This is a genomic window from Terrisporobacter othiniensis (genome assembly GCF_000808015.1).
In the GTDB taxonomy this organism is placed as follows: domain Bacteria; phylum Bacillota; class Clostridia; order Peptostreptococcales; family Peptostreptococcaceae; genus Terrisporobacter; species Terrisporobacter muris.
This window is the reverse complement of the sequence record NZ_JWHR01000018.1, coordinates 11,634-29,322: the sequence shown is the minus strand read 5'-3', so window position 1 is coordinate 29,322 and position 17,689 is coordinate 11,634. Positions and strand designations below refer to the sequence as shown.

The 17,689-nt window shown below is 28.5% G+C and carries 20 protein-coding genes; 2 read left to right on the top strand and 18 right to left on the bottom strand.

Annotation, left to right across the window (positions count from 1 at the left end; genetic code table 11):
• Positions 1-97: 97 nt before the first annotated feature.
• The 9 genes from QX51_RS20260 to QX51_RS01480 form a co-directional block, all read right to left on the bottom strand.
• On the bottom strand, positions 98-244 hold the full coding sequence (locus QX51_RS20260; RefSeq protein WP_330376022.1) for a hypothetical protein: 147 nt from the start codon (positions 242-244) through the stop codon (positions 98-100).
• Between the two features lie 36 nt (positions 245-280).
• Complete coding sequence (locus QX51_RS01510; protein WP_039678141.1) at positions 281-1,321, bottom strand: aldose epimerase family protein; 1,041 nt, start codon at positions 1,319-1,321, stop codon at positions 281-283.
• Positions 1,322-1,428: 107 nt separating this feature from the next.
• Complete coding sequence (galT, locus tag QX51_RS01505) at positions 1,429-2,958, bottom strand: UDP-glucose--hexose-1-phosphate uridylyltransferase (RefSeq protein ID WP_039678140.1); 1,530 nt, start codon at positions 2,956-2,958, stop codon at positions 1,429-1,431.
• A 14-nt stretch (positions 2,959-2,972) separates the two neighbouring features.
• A complete protein-coding gene (gene galE, locus QX51_RS01500; RefSeq protein ID WP_039678139.1) occupies positions 2,973-3,959 on the bottom strand; it encodes a UDP-glucose 4-epimerase GalE in 987 nt (328 codons plus the stop codon).
• Positions 3,960-3,978: 19 nt separating this feature from the next.
• Positions 3,979-5,142 (bottom strand): galactokinase, encoded by a 1,164-nt coding sequence (locus QX51_RS01495; protein WP_039678137.1) that lies wholly within the window; start codon positions 5,140-5,142, stop codon positions 3,979-3,981.
• A gap of 52 nt (positions 5,143-5,194) precedes the next feature.
• On the bottom strand, positions 5,195-5,308 hold the full coding sequence (locus QX51_RS21735) for a hypothetical protein (RefSeq protein WP_408645545.1): 114 nt from the start codon (positions 5,306-5,308) through the stop codon (positions 5,195-5,197).
• 12 nt (positions 5,309-5,320) lie between these two features.
• Positions 5,321-5,725, bottom strand: a complete 405-nt coding sequence (locus tag QX51_RS01490; protein WP_152607190.1) for a beta-galactosidase trimerization domain-containing protein — start codon at positions 5,723-5,725, stop codon at positions 5,321-5,323.
• A gap of 595 nt (positions 5,726-6,320) precedes the next feature.
• Positions 6,321-7,355, bottom strand: coding sequence for a LacI family DNA-binding transcriptional regulator (locus tag QX51_RS01485; protein WP_039678135.1), 1,035 nt, complete (start codon positions 7,353-7,355; stop codon positions 6,321-6,323).
• Positions 7,356-7,430: 75 nt separating this feature from the next.
• Positions 7,431-7,679 (bottom strand): hypothetical protein, encoded by a 249-nt coding sequence (locus QX51_RS01480; protein ID WP_039678134.1) that lies wholly within the window; start codon positions 7,677-7,679, stop codon positions 7,431-7,433.
• 298 nt (positions 7,680-7,977) lie between these two features.
• Between QX51_RS01480 and QX51_RS01475 the strand changes: the two genes are divergently transcribed.
• On the top strand, positions 7,978-8,412 hold the full coding sequence (locus QX51_RS01475) for a hypothetical protein (RefSeq protein WP_039678133.1): 435 nt from the start codon (positions 7,978-7,980) through the stop codon (positions 8,410-8,412).
• Between the two features lie 71 nt (positions 8,413-8,483).
• On the opposite strand, the gene QX51_RS01470 is transcribed toward QX51_RS01475, so the two are convergent.
• Complete coding sequence (locus QX51_RS01470; protein WP_039678131.1) at positions 8,484-9,398, bottom strand: alpha/beta hydrolase fold domain-containing protein; 915 nt, start codon at positions 9,396-9,398, stop codon at positions 8,484-8,486.
• A gap of 242 nt (positions 9,399-9,640) precedes the next feature.
• The gene (locus QX51_RS19250; RefSeq protein WP_052232810.1) at positions 9,641-10,684 is read right to left on the bottom strand and encodes a hypothetical protein; all 1,044 of its coding nucleotides are present in this window, start codon (positions 10,682-10,684) and stop codon (positions 9,641-9,643) included.
• Between the two features lie 180 nt (positions 10,685-10,864).
• On the opposite strand from QX51_RS19250, the gene QX51_RS01460 reads away from it, so the two are divergent.
• Positions 10,865-11,314, top strand: coding sequence for a staygreen family protein (locus QX51_RS01460; protein WP_039678130.1), 450 nt, complete (start codon positions 10,865-10,867; stop codon positions 11,312-11,314).
• A gap of 129 nt (positions 11,315-11,443) precedes the next feature.
• Here the strand turns inward: QX51_RS01460 and QX51_RS01455 are convergent, their stop codons facing one another.
• The 7 genes from QX51_RS01455 to QX51_RS01425 form a co-directional block, all read right to left on the bottom strand.
• Positions 11,444-11,644 carry a hypothetical protein gene (locus tag QX51_RS01455; RefSeq protein WP_052232809.1) on the bottom strand — a complete coding sequence of 67 codons (201 nt, stop codon included), beginning with the start codon at positions 11,642-11,644 and terminating at the stop codon, positions 11,444-11,446.
• A gap of 337 nt (positions 11,645-11,981) precedes the next feature.
• The gene (locus QX51_RS01450; protein WP_039678129.1) at positions 11,982-13,136 is read right to left on the bottom strand and encodes a MalY/PatB family protein; all 1,155 of its coding nucleotides are present in this window, start codon (positions 13,134-13,136) and stop codon (positions 11,982-11,984) included.
• Between the two features lie 8 nt (positions 13,137-13,144).
• Complete coding sequence (locus QX51_RS01445) at positions 13,145-13,585, bottom strand: GNAT family N-acetyltransferase (protein ID WP_039678128.1); 441 nt, start codon at positions 13,583-13,585, stop codon at positions 13,145-13,147.
• Between the two features lie 8 nt (positions 13,586-13,593).
• Positions 13,594-14,328 carry an amino acid ABC transporter ATP-binding protein gene (locus tag QX51_RS01440; protein ID WP_039678127.1) on the bottom strand — a complete coding sequence of 245 codons (735 nt, stop codon included), beginning with the start codon at positions 14,326-14,328 and terminating at the stop codon, positions 13,594-13,596.
• 31 nt (positions 14,329-14,359) lie between these two features.
• On the bottom strand, positions 14,360-15,022 hold the full coding sequence (locus tag QX51_RS01435; protein WP_039678125.1) for an amino acid ABC transporter permease: 663 nt from the start codon (positions 15,020-15,022) through the stop codon (positions 14,360-14,362).
• 25 nt (positions 15,023-15,047) lie between these two features.
• Positions 15,048-15,860 carry a transporter substrate-binding domain-containing protein gene (locus QX51_RS01430; protein WP_039678124.1) on the bottom strand — a complete coding sequence of 271 codons (813 nt, stop codon included), beginning with the start codon at positions 15,858-15,860 and terminating at the stop codon, positions 15,048-15,050.
• A 334-nt stretch (positions 15,861-16,194) separates the two neighbouring features.
• The gene (locus QX51_RS01425; RefSeq protein ID WP_039678123.1) at positions 16,195-17,163 is read right to left on the bottom strand and encodes a hypothetical protein; all 969 of its coding nucleotides are present in this window, start codon (positions 17,161-17,163) and stop codon (positions 16,195-16,197) included.
• Positions 17,164-17,689: the final 526 nt, after the last annotated feature.

The following is a 17,689-nucleotide window of genomic DNA, read 5'->3' as shown; positions in this document are numbered from 1 at the left end:
TTTGTTACATATTTTAAAACTGTTTGTTTCGATTAATTAATCACTTCATCTACATATACTTTTTTCACAATGTTTTTAGTATGTTTAAAGCTTTCTTTTAACCATCTAAATGAAGCTCCTGATGTTTGAAGATATTCATGTTTAATATGGCTGCGTGAAAATAATCATTGTACTTTTCTAAAAATAATCCACCTATAGCTCCTCCCATAGAGTGTGCAAATAAGTATAGGTTATCATTTCCTATGCTTGATAGAACTATTCAATCCCTTTTATTTATACTTTATTTACTTATACCAAACTTATATATAGTCTTTTGTGAATACTCTTCATCTTTATTTATTAAAGAGTCTTCTATAAAACACATATTTCTACCTATTGGTGGGGCTTGTGTTTCAAAGCATATTCCATAACGTCTTTGGTCTTTTTTATTATTATATAAAGTTTGGTCATCTGTAAAATTCATAGTATATACTACCACACTTTTTTGATTTGTAGTTATATTCATATTTCGCTTTGATATTTTATCTTCCATATATATATTTTTCTTTTTCTCTAGTAAAAATGGATGATCATATCCACATCCTATTTTTATCTGCTCATGAGAGTCATCTATATGTTCACCTATGCACTTTATATTTCTAAAGTCAAAAGGCGTGTCTGTCACATCTAAAAGCTTACCTGTAGGTACACATGTGTCATCTATTTCTACTAATTTATTGCTATCCAACTTCATATATTGATCCGTTACAGGTCTTTTTAGATTTCCACTTAAATTAAAATAAGTATGATTAGTCATATTTATCAATGTAGTTTTATCTGTTATTGCACTGTATGTTTCTTCTATTATATAGTTTTCATAAACTTTAAATGAAACTACTATATGTAAATTACCTGGATAGTTTTCTTCATTATGGTAAGATTTTATTGATAGATTTAATTTAATATAATCTCTACCTTCTTCAATATCTACTTGCCATACTTTACTACTTAGTCCACTGTTTCCACCATGACCTTGGTGAAGTCCGTAATTTTTATTTAGATTATATTCTTTTCCTTCTATAACTACCTTTCCTTCACAAATTCTTCCTGAAGTTCTTCCCACTATGGCCCCAAAATAAGAAGGATTAGTATAATAGCTTTCTATGTTTTTATATGCTGTTACTATATTTTCCAAATTATTATCTTTATCTGGTGTTATTATTTTTGTTATTATTCCACCTAAATTTAGTATTTCAACTTCAAACCCATTTGTTGCTTTAATATTATGAGCCACTATAACTTCTCCATTTAAACTGCCTACTATTCTTTTAGTATATTTCATAACAATCCTCTTTCTTAGTGTCTAAATTTTTTTAAGAGTAAATTAGCTCCTATGTAAATTTTCCCGCCAACTCACAAAGAGCAGCGGGAATTATATTTTATCAAATCTTATAGATTTTCTATATTGCTTTTAACATCTTCCATATATCTTTTCATTGCTATTTTTCCATCTTCGTCCCACTTGAAAACACCACAATGTTCTAATACTTTAGTAAATATATTTCCAACTTCTTTTTCTAGTATTTCATCCACGTTTTCTTCATTTAAATCAGTGTATGTTTCTTTTAATTTATTAAACCATTCTAAATGAATTCTTAAGTTTTCATCTTCTTTTATTAAATTAGATTTATTTTCATCTAATAAACATTCTTTTATTTGAGTTAATTCTTCTTTTAATCTAGCTGGTAAAACTGCCAGACCCAAAACTTCTATTAATCCTATATTTTCTTTTTTAATGTGATGAAGTTCTTTGTGAGGATGGAATATTCCATCTGGATGTTCATCACTTGTTCTGTTGTTTCTTAGGACTAAATCTAGCTCGTAATTTTGTCCTCTTCTTCTAGCTATAGGAGTTATTGTATTGTGAGGAGTTTCATGTGTAAAGGCATGTACTCCCACATTTTCATCAGAGTAGCTTCTCCAATGATTTAATATTTTTTCTCCAAGTTCACTTATCTTAACTCTGTTATCTCCATTTAGTCTAATAACTGATAGTGGCCATTTGACTATTGATATTTTTATATCTTCATATCCTGCAATTTCAAAAGTATAAACATCTTCTGCTCGCTCCATGGCAAACTCATATCTACCTCCTTGGTAGTGATCATGAGTAAGGATAGAACCTCCAACTATTGGTAAGTCTGCATTTGAACCTACAAAATAGTGAGGGAATCTTTCTACAAACTCTAGATTTCTATCAAAAGTATTTTTGTTTATTACCATAGGCACATGATTACTTGCAAATATTATGCAGTGTTCATTGTAATAAGAATATGGAGAGTATTGTAGGTTCCACTCTTCTTTATTAAGTTCAAATGGTATTATTCTTAAATTTTGTCTAGCTGGATGATTTAATCTTCCTGCATATCCCACGTTTTCTTTACAAAGTAAACATTTTGGGTAAGATGCTGATTTCATATTTCTTGCAGCAGCGATTGCTTTTGGATCTTTTTCTGGCTTTGATAAGTTTATAGTTATATCTATTTCACCATAGTCCGTGTCAGCCTTCCAAGTGATGTTTTGAGCAATTCTTGAAGTCCTAACATAATCACATGATTTACTTAAATCATATAAATAATCTGTAGCACTTATTTTATCTGCTTTATATCTTTTATTAAATTCTCTTATAACTTCAGACGGTCTAGGCATAAGTAAGTTCATTATTTTAGTATCTAATAAATCTCTATAAACAGATGTGTTAGATTCAAGTATTCCCATTTCAAAGGCGTAATTTAGTAAATTATCCAGTATAGATGTTGGATTTTCTAAATTTTCATCTTCAACTTTCTCTATTATATATTCATCTAGTTTGAATAGCTCTATAAGAGAGTTTCTCACATAAGTTATATCTTCTGCTTCAAATAATTTTTTCTTTAATCCGTAATTAATCAATCTTTCAAACTCTGTATATATGCTCATTTTATCATCTCCCACTATTTTTCAAACCCCATAGGATGTTCTTGGTGCCATTTCCATGCTGAAGATATCATAGCTTCAACATTTTCAAACTGAGGCTCCCACCCTAATTCTTTTCTAGCTTTTGCTGAAGCTGCCACTAGTTTAGCTGGATCTCCTGCTCTTCTTTCACAAACTTTTGCAGGTATTGCATGTCCTGTAACTTTTCTAGCTGCTTCTATCATTTCTTTTACTGTAAATCCATTTCCACTTCCCAGGTTGTATATGTTACTACTTGAACCTGCTCTTAATTTTTCCACTGCTAATATATGTGCATCAGCTAAGTCTATTACGTGTATATAGTCTCTTATACAAGTTCCATCATGAGTATCGTAGTCATCTCCAAAGATTGATATAAATTCTCTTTTTCCAAGTGGCACTTGTAATATTAATGGTATTAAGTGAGTTTCTGGGTTATGGTCTTCACCTATTTCTCCACTTGCATGAGCTCCTGCCACGTTGAAGTATCTAAGTGATATGAATTTCACTCCATGAGCCACATCTGCCCATTTCATCATTTTTTCCATGGCAAGTTTTGTTTCTCCATAAGCATTAGTTGGACAAGTTGGATCTGTTTCTAATATTGGTATACTCTTTGGCTCACCATAAGTTGCTGCTGTTGAAGAGAATACGATTTTCTTAACATCATGTTTTATCATAACTTTTAAAAGTATTTCTGTCCCGTGAACGTTGTTATTGTAGTATTTTAATGGATTAGTCATACTCTCTCCAACTAATGAGTTAGCTGCAAAATGTATTACTTCATCAATTTTATTTTCTTCAAATACTTTATCTAATTCTTCTTCATTTCTTATATCCACATTATAAAATTTAGCTTTTGGATGAATTGCATCTTCATGTCCTGTTTCTAAATTATCTACTATTATTACTTCCTCACCTTTATCTATAAGTTGTCTTACGGCATGACTTCCTATATATCCTGCTCCACCACAAACTAATATCATACTATTTCCCTCCAATAAACTATATTTCTCTAGTTCCATTTCCTATATTTGCCACATAAAAATCTGCATCATATCCTATTATTTCTTTGTATCCTTTAGATACAGTGTTTATAAAATCTTCTCCAAGACTTCTTTTTACAATGGATACTGTGCATCCCCCAAATCCAGCACCAGTCATTCTAGCTCCTATAGTACCTTCATGTTTCCATGCAAGCTCCACAAGGGTATCTAATTCTTTTCCTGTTACTTCGTAATCATCTCTAAGAGAAGTATGAGACTCGTTCATAAGCTTTCCAAAAGTTTGTATATCATTATTTTCTAAAGCTTTCACAGCTTTTAAAGTTCTTTGATTTTCATAAACTGCGTGTCTTGCTCTTTTTACTCTTATTTCATCTTTTATTAAATCTTTATTATTTTCAAATTCTTCTTCTGTAAGTTCACCTAAAGATTTTATGTTTAATTTTGTTTGAAGTTCTTCTAAAGCTTTTTCGCATTCACTTCTTCTTTCATTGTATTTAGAGTCAGCTAGTCCCCTTCTTTTGTTTGTATTAGCTATTATTATAACTTCTTCTTTTAAATCAACAGGGCTGTATGAATAGTTTAGAGTATTACAGTCTAGTAAGATTGCACTATTTTCTTTACCCATTCCTATGGCAAATTGGTCCATTATACCACAGTTAACTCCTATAAATTTATTTTCTGCTTCTTGACAGTATTTTACTAATTCTACTCTGTCTAAATTGAAGTTAAATAAATCGTTTGCTATTACAGCCATTAATAACTCTATAGATGCTGATGAAGATAATCCTGCTCCATTTGGTATATTTCCAAATACAACCATATCAAATCCACTTTCCACATTGTATCCATGCTTTCTCATTATATCTATAACACCTTTTGGGTAATTTGCCCAATCGTGCTTTTCATCATTTACTAATTCATCTATATTAAAAGTTATTATCCCTAAATCTTTAAAGTTATCAGAATACATTCTTACTGTTTTATCATCTCTTAGGGCTATAGCTCCATAAGTTCCAAAACTTAAAGCACATGGAAACACATTCCCACCGTTATAATCTGTATGCTCACCGATTAAGTTAACTCTTCCTGGCGAAAAAAATACTCTTAGGTTTTCATTTTCCCCATAAATTTCATTAAACATTTTTATCATATTTGCTTTCATTTTGTCTCTCCCTACATTTATATTTTTTCAACCACAATAATTTTAATATATTTTAAACTATTAAAACTTCGTAAGGCTTTACTATTGTATTTTTTAATTCTTGAGTTTTGTCTGTATGATTCATTACAAAGTATTTTATTTTTCCACTAACAGAATTTTTAACTATTTCTACATCCTTTTATGATTTTATAGTTTTTATATTGTTTTCTACTAGGATTTTATACTCTAACTTATTCACTATGTTGTCGTCTGCACCACATCCCACATAAGCTCCCACAAAGTCTGTAAAGTTGATTGGGTTAAACTCATTTAAAGTTAAATTGTTGTAGTAATCTTTTACACTATTTATAAATCTTAGTAATACAGTTTTTCCTGCCTTAACGAATTCTCTTATTTTTTCTTGAACCTCCTTCTTATAAACTATCATTACTGGAAGTAATAGTACTTGGTACTCATCAAAAGATGCATATGATTGTATTACATCTATATTCACATTGTTTTCAAAGAATGGTTCTGCTCCCTTAGTTGCTCCTCTATATCTGAAGTACATTAAAAACTGACATTGTTGATGTTGGTATTCCAAATATAACTTTTAGATTTTTTCTTTAACTTTTTCTATTATTCTATCAAATAATCTACTCCTAAGTACATATTACTCCTCCTATAATGTTCATCCTAACTTTATAATATTAAATATGGTTTTCTTTGTAAATAGTTTTAGTAAAAGTTTTATATTTTTTTACTTTTTTTTACTAGATTTTTATTCTATCTATTTAATATAGATAAAAACCTAACTTTTACATATCTAATAAGGTTTGTATAGTCCGTAGTCAACAACATCTACAAGCATAACTGTTTTAGCTCCAAGTAACATTCCCGAACCTTATACCAGCAGCCGCTATAAGTACTGGGTTTGTAGGTGCTATAAAACCAAATATTAATAACATTAATCCACCTATTTCCGCTAAACCATATGAAGGTTATTTCTACATAAAGTGTAAGTAATTCATATCCTTTTATAACATTTCCAGTAAACTTTTACTATATTTTTTATTCAATATTTTCACTAAAAAGTTTTCTAACCATTTTCACCAGTCTTTTTACTTGTTTTTTTCTAAGAAATTTAATCAAAAAAAGATTACAATCTTAAGATTGTAATCTTTTTAGTATTCTATTATTTAATTGTTATTTTTTAATTCCATAGTACTTTGTCTTATTACAAGTTCACTTGGTATTATAACCTTTTTGCAGTAAGATCTACTTTTATTAATTTTCTCTAATATAAGATCTACTGATGCACTGGCCAAGTGTTCAATATGAACTCTAACCGTAGTAAGAGGTGGTATGGTATATTGAGATGCTATTAAGTCATTAAATCCTATTATACTGACATCCTCTGGTACTTTAATATTATTTTCATACAAAGCTTTTAACACACCTGTTGCAATTGTGTCTGTACCTACAAAGAAAGCTGTTGGCATTTTTTTAGAACTATTTATAAAATCTTTTATTGCTTCGTATCCAGCTATTGTAGTCATTTCCTTTGTATCTAGAACATTTTCTTCTTTATATAAATCCTTACTTTTCATATACTCTGTATAATTTTTAAGTCTATTATCCATGGTTTTTTCTTTAAAGTCGTCTAGAGTTTTATAACTTCCTATGTATCCTATCTCCCTGTGACCAAGTTCTAATAAGTAGTCTAAAGCTTTATTTGTTCCTAGTTTAAAGTTTACATTTACTGAATCAAACTTTTGTTCATCTGGTGAAGAGTCTAAATAGACAATATTATCACTTATTTCACTTAACATTTTTACTTCTTTTTTACTAAACTTTCCTATGGCTATAACTCCATTTAATTCTTCATTACCAATAAACTTATATCCATTTTCTGATTTATATATATTAACAACTTCTATTTCATTATCAAAACACTCTTTATCTACCACACTCCTTAAAAGTAAGTAATATGGATCTTGTAATTGCTCGCTGTGATTATACATCTCAACGATACCCACTCTTAGTTTATTTATATTAACATTATTTATATTTTTTCTTTGTTTTAAAGTTTTGTATTGTAATTCTTCTGCTGTATCAAATATTTTTATTTTAGTTTCATCAGACACACTTATGCTACTATCGTGATTTAAAACTCTAGATACAGTCCCCACAGATACACCAACACTGTTGGCAATTTCTTTTAGTGTTGCCACTCTTTTACCTCCTCTAAAAACATATTATCTCGCTTGCATAGTCTCCTCTTAAATGTAGATTTGTTCCATGATTCATTAAATAAGCTCCTTACTTATTACTTCATCATTTAGCTTATATTCATAGATTGCTTTTTCATCAAAGTTTCTAAGTTTAACTCTAACTGGTCTATGTCCAATTTTTATTTGAGGTAAGAATACAAATAATAAAGCTTGGTCTTCTTTTGTATACTCAAACAGATGACAATCATTGGATGAAGTATTTTCCAATCTGAAGAAATCATCTTCTTGTACTATTTCTCGTATATTTTTGTAATCATACACCATTTCTTTAACTTTTTTACTATATCATAAATAGCTTGAATATGTTCAAAGGACATTTTTCTTTCGTTTTCATTATTAATTTTATTTCCTCCCTATTTATGTTAAACGTTGATGTTTCTTTCATAGTAACATACCATCAATAATATTTACAATAATATTTACTTATTTTTACTATTTTTTACTTACTTTTACCTTTTAATTTTCTTCTTTAATTAATAAGTTTGAAAATTCCATTTTTTTATATGATTTTGAATTTCTTTTATTTAATAGTAAATACTATATCCTAAAGGAGGTTTTTCAATTGAAAAAAGTGAAATTTTTACTACTTAGCTTATTCTTTTTTGTAATTATACTTTCAAATAACTCATTTGGTGAAACTTTTGACTTCACCTCAAATCATATTAAACTAGAAAATAATGAAACATTAACAAATGAATATGGCTATCCCGTACTTAGAGTTACTAATAATACAGACAAAGAATTGGATGTGACATACAGTTTTTATATAAACAAAACTGATTCATCCCATCATTTTAATAATTTTATTATTAAGCCAAAAGAAGAGATATTATTGAAAATCCCAGAATTATCTCATTTAGGTTCTACGGGTGAGACTAGAACTATTTGGTTTAGCTGGGACGAAGAAGATAGAATGAAACCACTACAAAACCAAATTGAAACTATACCTTTTAAAGCAAATTCAACACCTGACTCACAACTTGGTTTAAATTATTAAAATTCAAGGGTGTATCAAAATTAAATTGATACACCCTTGGTATTTGTAAAGGTTCTATTATGAAAGTTCAGCTAGAAGCAATGTTTTTTAATAAACTCAATTGCTGACATAACAGATTGATATAATTGTCCACTAATAAAATGTTCTTTCATCTTATTAGACAAAGTTTGAGATTTAAGCGGCATATATTTTAGCAAGAAATAAAGTTCTACAAAGCCATACTCCATTTCACTATAATTTTGATAATATACCTCTGTTCCACTATTTCGTAGCATTTTAGCATACTTCTCATACTCCAAGCGCAAAGAATCTTCTTCTCCACAAATCATAATAGTCTTGGGCATCCCTTGCAAAGCTTCTTTCGATGCGAAAATAGGTGATACAAATGGATTTTTTAATTCAGCTACGTCATTGACATATTTATCTGGAGATATAAACTTATCACATACTTGTTTATTTAAGTTTGTACTCAAATCTAAATATGGATAGTTCAATATTTGTGTTTTTATGTAATTAGTATTATTTGTTCTATCTAACAAAGCTGCTGATGTGGCAAAATTTGCACCTATACCGCTTCCAAATATTATTACTTTATTCTTGTCAAAATCAAGCTGTGATGCGTTATCCATAAAGTAACAAATCACGTCATATACATTATTTATGGCACATGGAAACTTACTTTTTCTAAAATTTTTATATGATATAGAAACTACATTGCATTCAAATTCATGAGAAATCATCTCCCAAAATAAATTATCATATGAATAATCATCCATAATAAATTCACCGCCATAAGTACCAAATATAATTGGTGCATTTCTTTTCTTGGCTTTATAATAAGTAACTTCTATCTTATGTCCTTTCAGAGGTAGATACATTGGCTTTCCACTTATACATATTGGTTCAGATTTCTTTTGCTTATTTTTAGCTATTCTTTTAATCTGTTCTTCCATATCTTTGTATGCGGGGATTAGTTCCTGTTTCATTCTTGTTCCTCCTCAAATTGTATTCTTGTTCTGTAAATATAATTCTTTAAGTATATTTAAACATAGCAAGCTTAAATTATCCTTAAAGGGGAAAAGACCATGAAAGTCCTTATAGCTTCAGTTGCTATTACAGTACCTTCATGGTCTTATTTTTTTGTGTGTTTATATTTTCAGTGGATTATATTTCATATATATAATTCGCTTATTGTTCTCAAAATCCTCTTATCCTATTATCTAAAAATTTATAATGTTAAAGCACCACTAGGATTTTTCACTTTATTAATATCAATTTCATTTATTTTACAAAAATATCTCAAAAACTCAGTAGCTAAAACTTCATCTTTTGTACCTTTTTTTATATTTACAATATCTATTAGAATTTGTGCTGCCATTTCATCTTCAAAATATCTATGAAGCCCAGAGCTCCATGCAGTTTTTTTAGGACTATTACTATTTTTATGATACTTCCAAAATAACATACTTTTACCTTCTTCAGGTGAAAGTTTAATTTTATACTTGGATCTAGTCCCAACATATCCTTCTTCACTTTTATCTCCACTATATGTTTCATCTACTAAAAATACTGCAAATATGTATCGCTCACTTTCGACCATTTGTGGATTTCGTGTAGTTAGTACACATAAACTGTTTCGTTGTACTTTATTTAATTTCATAGGCTCACCTTTTCTCTCCCCTCTTTGTACAATACCAGCATAAGCCCTCCACTCTCTTAGCATCTGACTTTCATAACATACAAAACCTCCATCATTGCAATATGAGTCTAATTCTTTTCTAGTTATCTCATTATTATGATACTGAAAACAAGGGCATTCTGGAGATTTACACCAAGTTTTATTTTCTATTACTATGTTGTTGTAAATTACATCATCACTACAGACACTAGTATATCCAACTTGTTCGTCTGATTTTCCTCCATCACAAAAGTTGCATTTAAATGCTATATTTTCACGTGGAATCTCCTTTTTCTTTTTTCTTACTGATTTTTTATTAGTTTTAGAATTAATTAAAGCATTTTCTCTTTCTATACGTTGTTTTTCTGCTTTTTCATTTTCTTCTTGTATCTTTTTCTCTTTTATTAAAGTTTTTACATATTTATGAAAGTTTTCATCTGCTGCTTTTAGATATAATTCAAATGCATCAGGAAAAACAAAATCTTTTTCTCCTGTTTGGAAGGATATTTTTATTATGTTGTTTGTAAAATCACAAATTTCGCCTTTTCCAAATGCTTTATGTAAAACTGTTTGACCTATTATATTATATTCCATGATTCCCCCTAATTTGATTGTATTTGGTAAAATATTCCCATCTTTATAAATTTTTTATTTAGTTTTTATCTTTATAGTTATATTATATAGGATTTCAAACCCTTTATCTCTCCATAGTAACAAATCCTACCCTCTTCCTATATTATAAATTAACACAAACTTTTGAAAGTAGGTTATCTTATGAACTTTGATTCAAACATGCTTGAGACTACCTTCTATGAACCCATGACTGAAACTGGACCCGTAGAAGAGAGAAAATACACATTAACTCACTCAGATGAAACTGGAATGTTATTTTTAGATATAGGAGAGGAATACAATTATTCTGCCATAGATGAAAATCTTAGAGATGAACTTCTTGGAAAGTGGAAAAGATATGGTTATAACTCTTTTATTTTAATTTTTTATGCATATGTTGGGGATGGTAATTTTTTAGATGCTTCTATGAAATATGCAGCTTTTAAATATCATATGAAATTAGCTCTTAATGCTGTTTTTTATGGGGATAGAGCTTTACTTGATGAATATGATTATCTTCTTAATACACCTATTTATGTGAAGTTTGATTCTGATATTGCCATGTTTGATAACTATGAACCTTATGGTTATGTGAGAGATTATATATTATAATAAACAAAATTCAAGTTTAACCATATATAAAATAAACACTAAAAATAGAAGTCCTTCCACTCGTTAAAGGGAAAGGACTTCTATTTATCAAACTATCTACTTCACTAACTTTCATCATCCACCTAAAATCTAATAGTCCAAGTACATCTCATCTACAAAATAATCATCTACAGTTCCCTTAAAAACAACATTTTCATCATCGTCAAATAAAACATACTCAAAAGCCTGAATGCTATAACCTGCATTATTATCTTTAAAATCAAAGTCAAAATCTTCATTTATATATACATTTTGCCCTTCCTTAGGATAAATTTCCACCTTCTTTTTCAAAGCAACATAATCCTTGTTTATATGATTTTTTATTAAAGAAGGAGACTTTATTTTTATACTAAACTCTTGAGTTTCATTGCTACAATTAATTATTGCTATTTCCCATGAGTATTAACATTAGTATTAATACAATATAACAAAGGTTTAACTTTTTATTTTTAAATATTTTCACTTATTCCCCTCCAATTAAATCCTTAATTCTATACCAATATTTTACTAATAAATTTATATAATTCATTCTTTTAATACTTTAAAGATTATATTATTATTTAGTTTTTCAAAAAGAGCTATTCCTCTCCTGATTCAAAAATCATTTAGAAATAGCTCTTTCTTATAATTACTCACTTTTTAAATATTCAAGTTGCTCTACAGCTTTTATTATATTTTCTTTACTTGTAGCTAAATTAATTCTTATAAATTTATTATATTTATCTCCACCAAACCAACTACCATAATCTACTGCCAGCTTACATTTTCCTTGAATAAAATCAATGTAATTTTCATCATTTAGATAATGATCTAAATTAATCCATGCTAAATATGTCCCCTCCAAAGGAGATACTATTGATTTTGGAAGTCTCTCACTTAATTCTGACTTTAATAATTTATAATTTGAAGTTATTATTTTTAACACTTCATTCAGCCATAATCTTCCGTTTGCATATGCTTGTTCATATGCAAATGCATTTCCTTCTACTATATCCATTTTCTTTACATATTCGTCAAAGCATTGTCTTATTTTATCGTCAGGTATAATAACAAAAGAATTTTGAAGAGATGCTAAATTAAATGTTTTAGTTCCTGATGTTAAAGTAACTATCATATCATTATAATCGTCAAATTTAATTATGGAGTGTTGCTTATTTTCTCCTATTATTATATCTTGGTGTATTTCATCAGCAATTACTTTAACTTCATACTCTTTGCATATTTTTAAAACTTGTTTTAATTCTTCTTTTTTCCACACTCGTCCTACAGGATTGTGTGGTGAGCACAATATGAATAGTTTTACATTATTATTTTTTATCTTATTTTCAAAATCAATATAGTCTATTTTATACTTTCCATTATTATAAATCAATTCACTTTTAACTAGCTTTCTATTGTTATTTTCTATAGCATTAAAAAATGGATAATATACTGGCGTTAAAACTAAAATACTATCATTTATCTTGGATAAGATTTGTATAATCCAATTTATTGATGTAACTACACTTGGGGCATAACGAATCCACTTCTTATCTAGCTTAACATTATGGTTATTTTTTTGCCAATTTATAAATGTATCTAAATAAGAATCAGGTACATTATAATACCCATAAGTCCCTTGATTTACATATTCCTTTAAAGCATCTTGAATACATTTAGCTGCTTGAAAATCCATATCGGCTACCCAAAGAGGTAATAAATCATCTTGTCCAAATTTTTTCTTTAATCCATCCCATTTCTCACAATTAGTATTTTTTCTTTCTTTATAAATTACTTTTTCCATATTATCTCCTAATAATTTAAATCAAGTTTCATTACTTCTGATTCACATCCATTATGGAATCGATGACAATTTATACAATCTGATTCAAAAGGTGCTTCTTTCCTAGAAATTATTTCAAATCCTAATTTTTTATAAAATTCTGGCACCTTAGCTGTTAGTAATACCCTTTTGGCTTTTCTCTCTTTAGCTTTTTCTATTACTTTATTTACTAAAATACTACCTAATCCTTTACCTTGATATTCTTTTTTTATGGCTACACATCTAATTATATGTTCTCCGTTAACTTCTGTTAGTGTTGCACAGCCAATCATATTATCATCGGACATCATTTTTAAACATGATATAATGCCTTCTGGCTCAGGATCTTCTATATTAACTTCTAAACCTGCCTCAATATACATGGGTACTAGTGGAAAATATTCTTTAGTTTCTAATATGTTAAATTTCATATTCACTCCTATATTACCTTAAGTTTTAAAAATTCTTTTGTTCTATCTAATTTAGGATTATTTAAAATCTCCTTAGCAATTCCTTCTTCTACAATGATACCTTTATCCATAAATATAACTCTATCTGCAACCTCTTTTGCAAATTGAATTTCATGTGTAACAATTATCATTGTAAAATGTTCTTTTGCAAGTTTTTTTATTACTTCTAAAACTTCATAAACCCATTCAGGATCTAATGCTGATGTTGGTTCATCTAGTAATAACAAATCTGGTTGAGTCGCCATGGATCTTGCTATAGCCACCCTTTGTTGCTGGCCTCCTGACAAAGTTGCTGGGTATTGATTTAATCTATCTGCCATACCTACTTTTTCTAAATAATATATTGCTAACTTTTTCGCCTCATTTTTATTCATTTTTTTTACAGTAGTTAATGATTCTGTAACATTTTGCAACACTGTTTTATTATTATAAAGATTGTAATTTTGAAAAATCATAGCAGAGTGTTTTCTCAACTCATGAATTTCTTTTTTTGTACAATTTTCAGCATCTATTGATAAATTACCTATATTAATTATTCCTTTGTCAGGTTTATCTAAGAAATTTAAGCATCTTAAAAAAGTTGATTTTCCAGTACCAGAGGAACCTATAATAGCTATAACTTCTCCTTTAGAAACTTCCAAATCGATTCCTTTTAAAACTTCTACTCCTTCAAAACTTTTATGTATATTTTTAACTCTTATCATATTTTTCTCCCTGCTACATTTGCTCTTTCTTCTATCTATATCCTATAGATAATTTTTTTTCTAATAAACTCTCTAAACGTTCTAATATAAGAATAATAATCCAATATACAAGCATTAATATCATATAAGACTCAAAATAATTAAATGTTACTGATGCTCTTAAATTTGCTGTCGCTGTAATTTCTATAACTCCTATGGTAAAAGCTACCGATGTTCCTTTTACTATATCCACTAAGTTATTAAATAGAGATGGTAAAGCAACCCTTGCTGCTTGAGGCAATATTATTCTAAACATAGATTGTATCGGTGTCATTCCATGAGCAATTGCTGCTTCTTTTTGTCCTATTGGAACTGATAACAATGATCCTCTTATAACTTCCTTCATATAAGCCGCTGCATTAAGTGTAAGACCTATAACACATATTGTAAATGCTGGAATCTCACGTAATGAGGGAATAAATGATGGTATTCCAAAATAAAGCAAAAATAATTGCGGTATTAAGGGAGTCCCTCTAAAAAATGACACATATAAATTACATATGGGTCTCAATACAGGAACTCTAAAATAATCTATCATAGCTATAATAATAGCAAGTATTAAAGCCGCAATAAATGATAATAGCGTTAATGATAAAGTTATTGGCAAAGCTTCTGTAATTGCCTTTATTACTGATATTGAAAAATTGATATCCATCTATATATGTCTCCTAAAATTAATACTAGTTTGTAGGTTTTTCTGATATATCCATTGAGAACCATTTTTCAGATAGCTCTTTTAGTGTACCATCTTCCTTCATCTCTTTAATTGCTTTTGAAACAACTTTATTAAGTTCTTCACCTCTATCATTTTTTGCAAAAGGATATGCATTTGTTTCTAAAATATTTGTTTTACCAAGAATTTTTAAATTATCTACTTCTTTTACAGTTAAATTACAAGAAGTTTCAGCACGTGGCCATAAATCACATCTTCCAAGTGCCACATCTTGTACTGACATACCATCATAATAAGTTCTTTTTAATTCAACTCCATATTCTTTGTCTATTGCATCAACTATAGATTCATCACTTGTATTTGTCTCACACGATATTGACATTCCACTTTTTAAATCATCCATACTATTTAACTCTTTATTATCTTTAGCAGCTAATAAACAATAACGATTATATGCATATGGCTCTGAGAAGTTATATTTTTCTTCTCTCTCAGGTGAAATTGATATTTGCTCGCCAACAGAATCTAATCTTCCATCTTGTAGCATTGCCCACATTCCATCCCATTCCATAACTTTATATTCTATTTTATAACCTGTTCTTTTTCCTATTTCCATCCATACATCATAATCATAACCTGCTAACTTTCCATCATCCCCTGATTGAATCCATCCAGGAGTTGTTGCTTCACACCCTACTTTAATAACCTTTTCTACCTCATTATTACTACTTTCTGTAGATTCTTCCTTAGGGCTACATCCTACTAATAATCCTAACATTGCAATACTTAGAAATAATAATTTTAAAATTCTTTTTTTCATTTTGTAATCCTCCCTCTATTCAAATCAATATTTACAGATTTGTCTAAATATGTAAATATTTAGCATTTTGTCTGTCAATTTAGTATATCTAAGGTAAATATATATGTCCAATTAATTATATTAATAAATAATCTGTGTATATTAGTAAAATCTATAGTTGAATAGGTAGTCTTGATAAATTAAAGTTCATAGTATACAAAGTTAAAGTTCTTGTTATTATTTAACTTCCTATTTTTAGATAAAATTCAAGGGGTGTATCATTTTTGATACACCCCTAATAATCCTTATTTTAAATATTTATCATCAACATACTAAATTCATCCATAACATAAATTTAATGATTATATTCTACTGAGTCTATAAAGCTTTTAATAAATAATTTGAACTCCGTATCAAGATCTTTCATATCATTCATTATATTATATAATTCCGCTTGATTTTCCTTCCATTTATCAGTATCAATATTCACTAAAACTTCTGGAGATCTTCTTTTCTTATAGTCTGCAATAGTTGGAGGGCTAAGTAGCATTAGATCACTTGTGTCTTTATAATAGCCGTTATCTTTAGATATGACATTTTTATGTACAAGAGTATCATAAGTTGTTATTCCAAATTTTCCTTTATTCAGCTCCCATTTTTCATTACCAATAGGAGGCATCATACAACTATTATTATAAGGAAATAATTTGCTATTCAAATTTTTCTCATCTATTATATCCTTCAAATCGTTAGTAAGTGCAACGAAGTAGTAATCTTTTGCATCTTCAAAATTTCGATTCCAATAGTCCATAATTGTCCAATCCTCTAATTTTCTTTCCATATCGTCATTGTAGCTTGATGATACTGTACTTTCTTCAATTATTATACTACTTATATCTTTAACATCTAATGGGTTATTTTTATAAGCTTCTACAAATCTGTATAATAAAGATAATTGAACATTAATTTTTTTGCAATTATTTCTATAGGTTCTAGGTAGGTAATCATTATTTTTATTCTCTATTTGTTCCATGCTCAGGGCACTCTCATGATATGGTGTCAATTTTGCATTAACAAATAATACATATTTATCATCATTTATTGTTATAGCTTCCATAATCATATCTGGGCTTCCAAATTGATCCAAATATGGTCCCATAAAATATTTAACTGTATATACGTTATCTACCCAATTAAGTTTACTTTTATCTGCCAAGATTATTGATCTAAGAAATTGCTTTTGTTTAGCTATATCACCTTGAATATCTAGTATTATTGAATTTAAAATTCCTTTTTCACCATAAAACATTATCTCCCTGCTCATTTTTCCTCCTTTGTTACCTTTATTACAGCTTTAATTTATTTAATTCTGCTTATCACCCTAAATTCTACTTATAATTCATAATTCTACTTAGTCTTAAAAATTCCTTTGTATAAGAGCTAGACAAATGCCGTCAAATTCTACATTTCAGGAGGTAAATATGAGCTAAAAACTGTATATTTTATATACGTTGACAGCATCTCTCTAAAACAAATAGTCTTATCTTTATATTAATGAAAATATAAAGATAAGACTATACCTATTAAATCTATCTAAACTCCACAATTATATTATCAGTCTTTTTTAGCCACTCCAATTTTCTGTTGCAAATATAAGATTTGAAATAAATAGACTTGCTATAATATATGAAAACAGCAGAAGTATTTGTCAAAATACAAGCATTTAACAATGATATAAACCACTTAATAATAAATAAGAAGAAAAAAGCAAGTTGCCTGCTATAAATATCTTATATTTCAAAGGTTTCTTATTTACTAAGTTCAATTTATTGTTTTCTATTACGAATCTC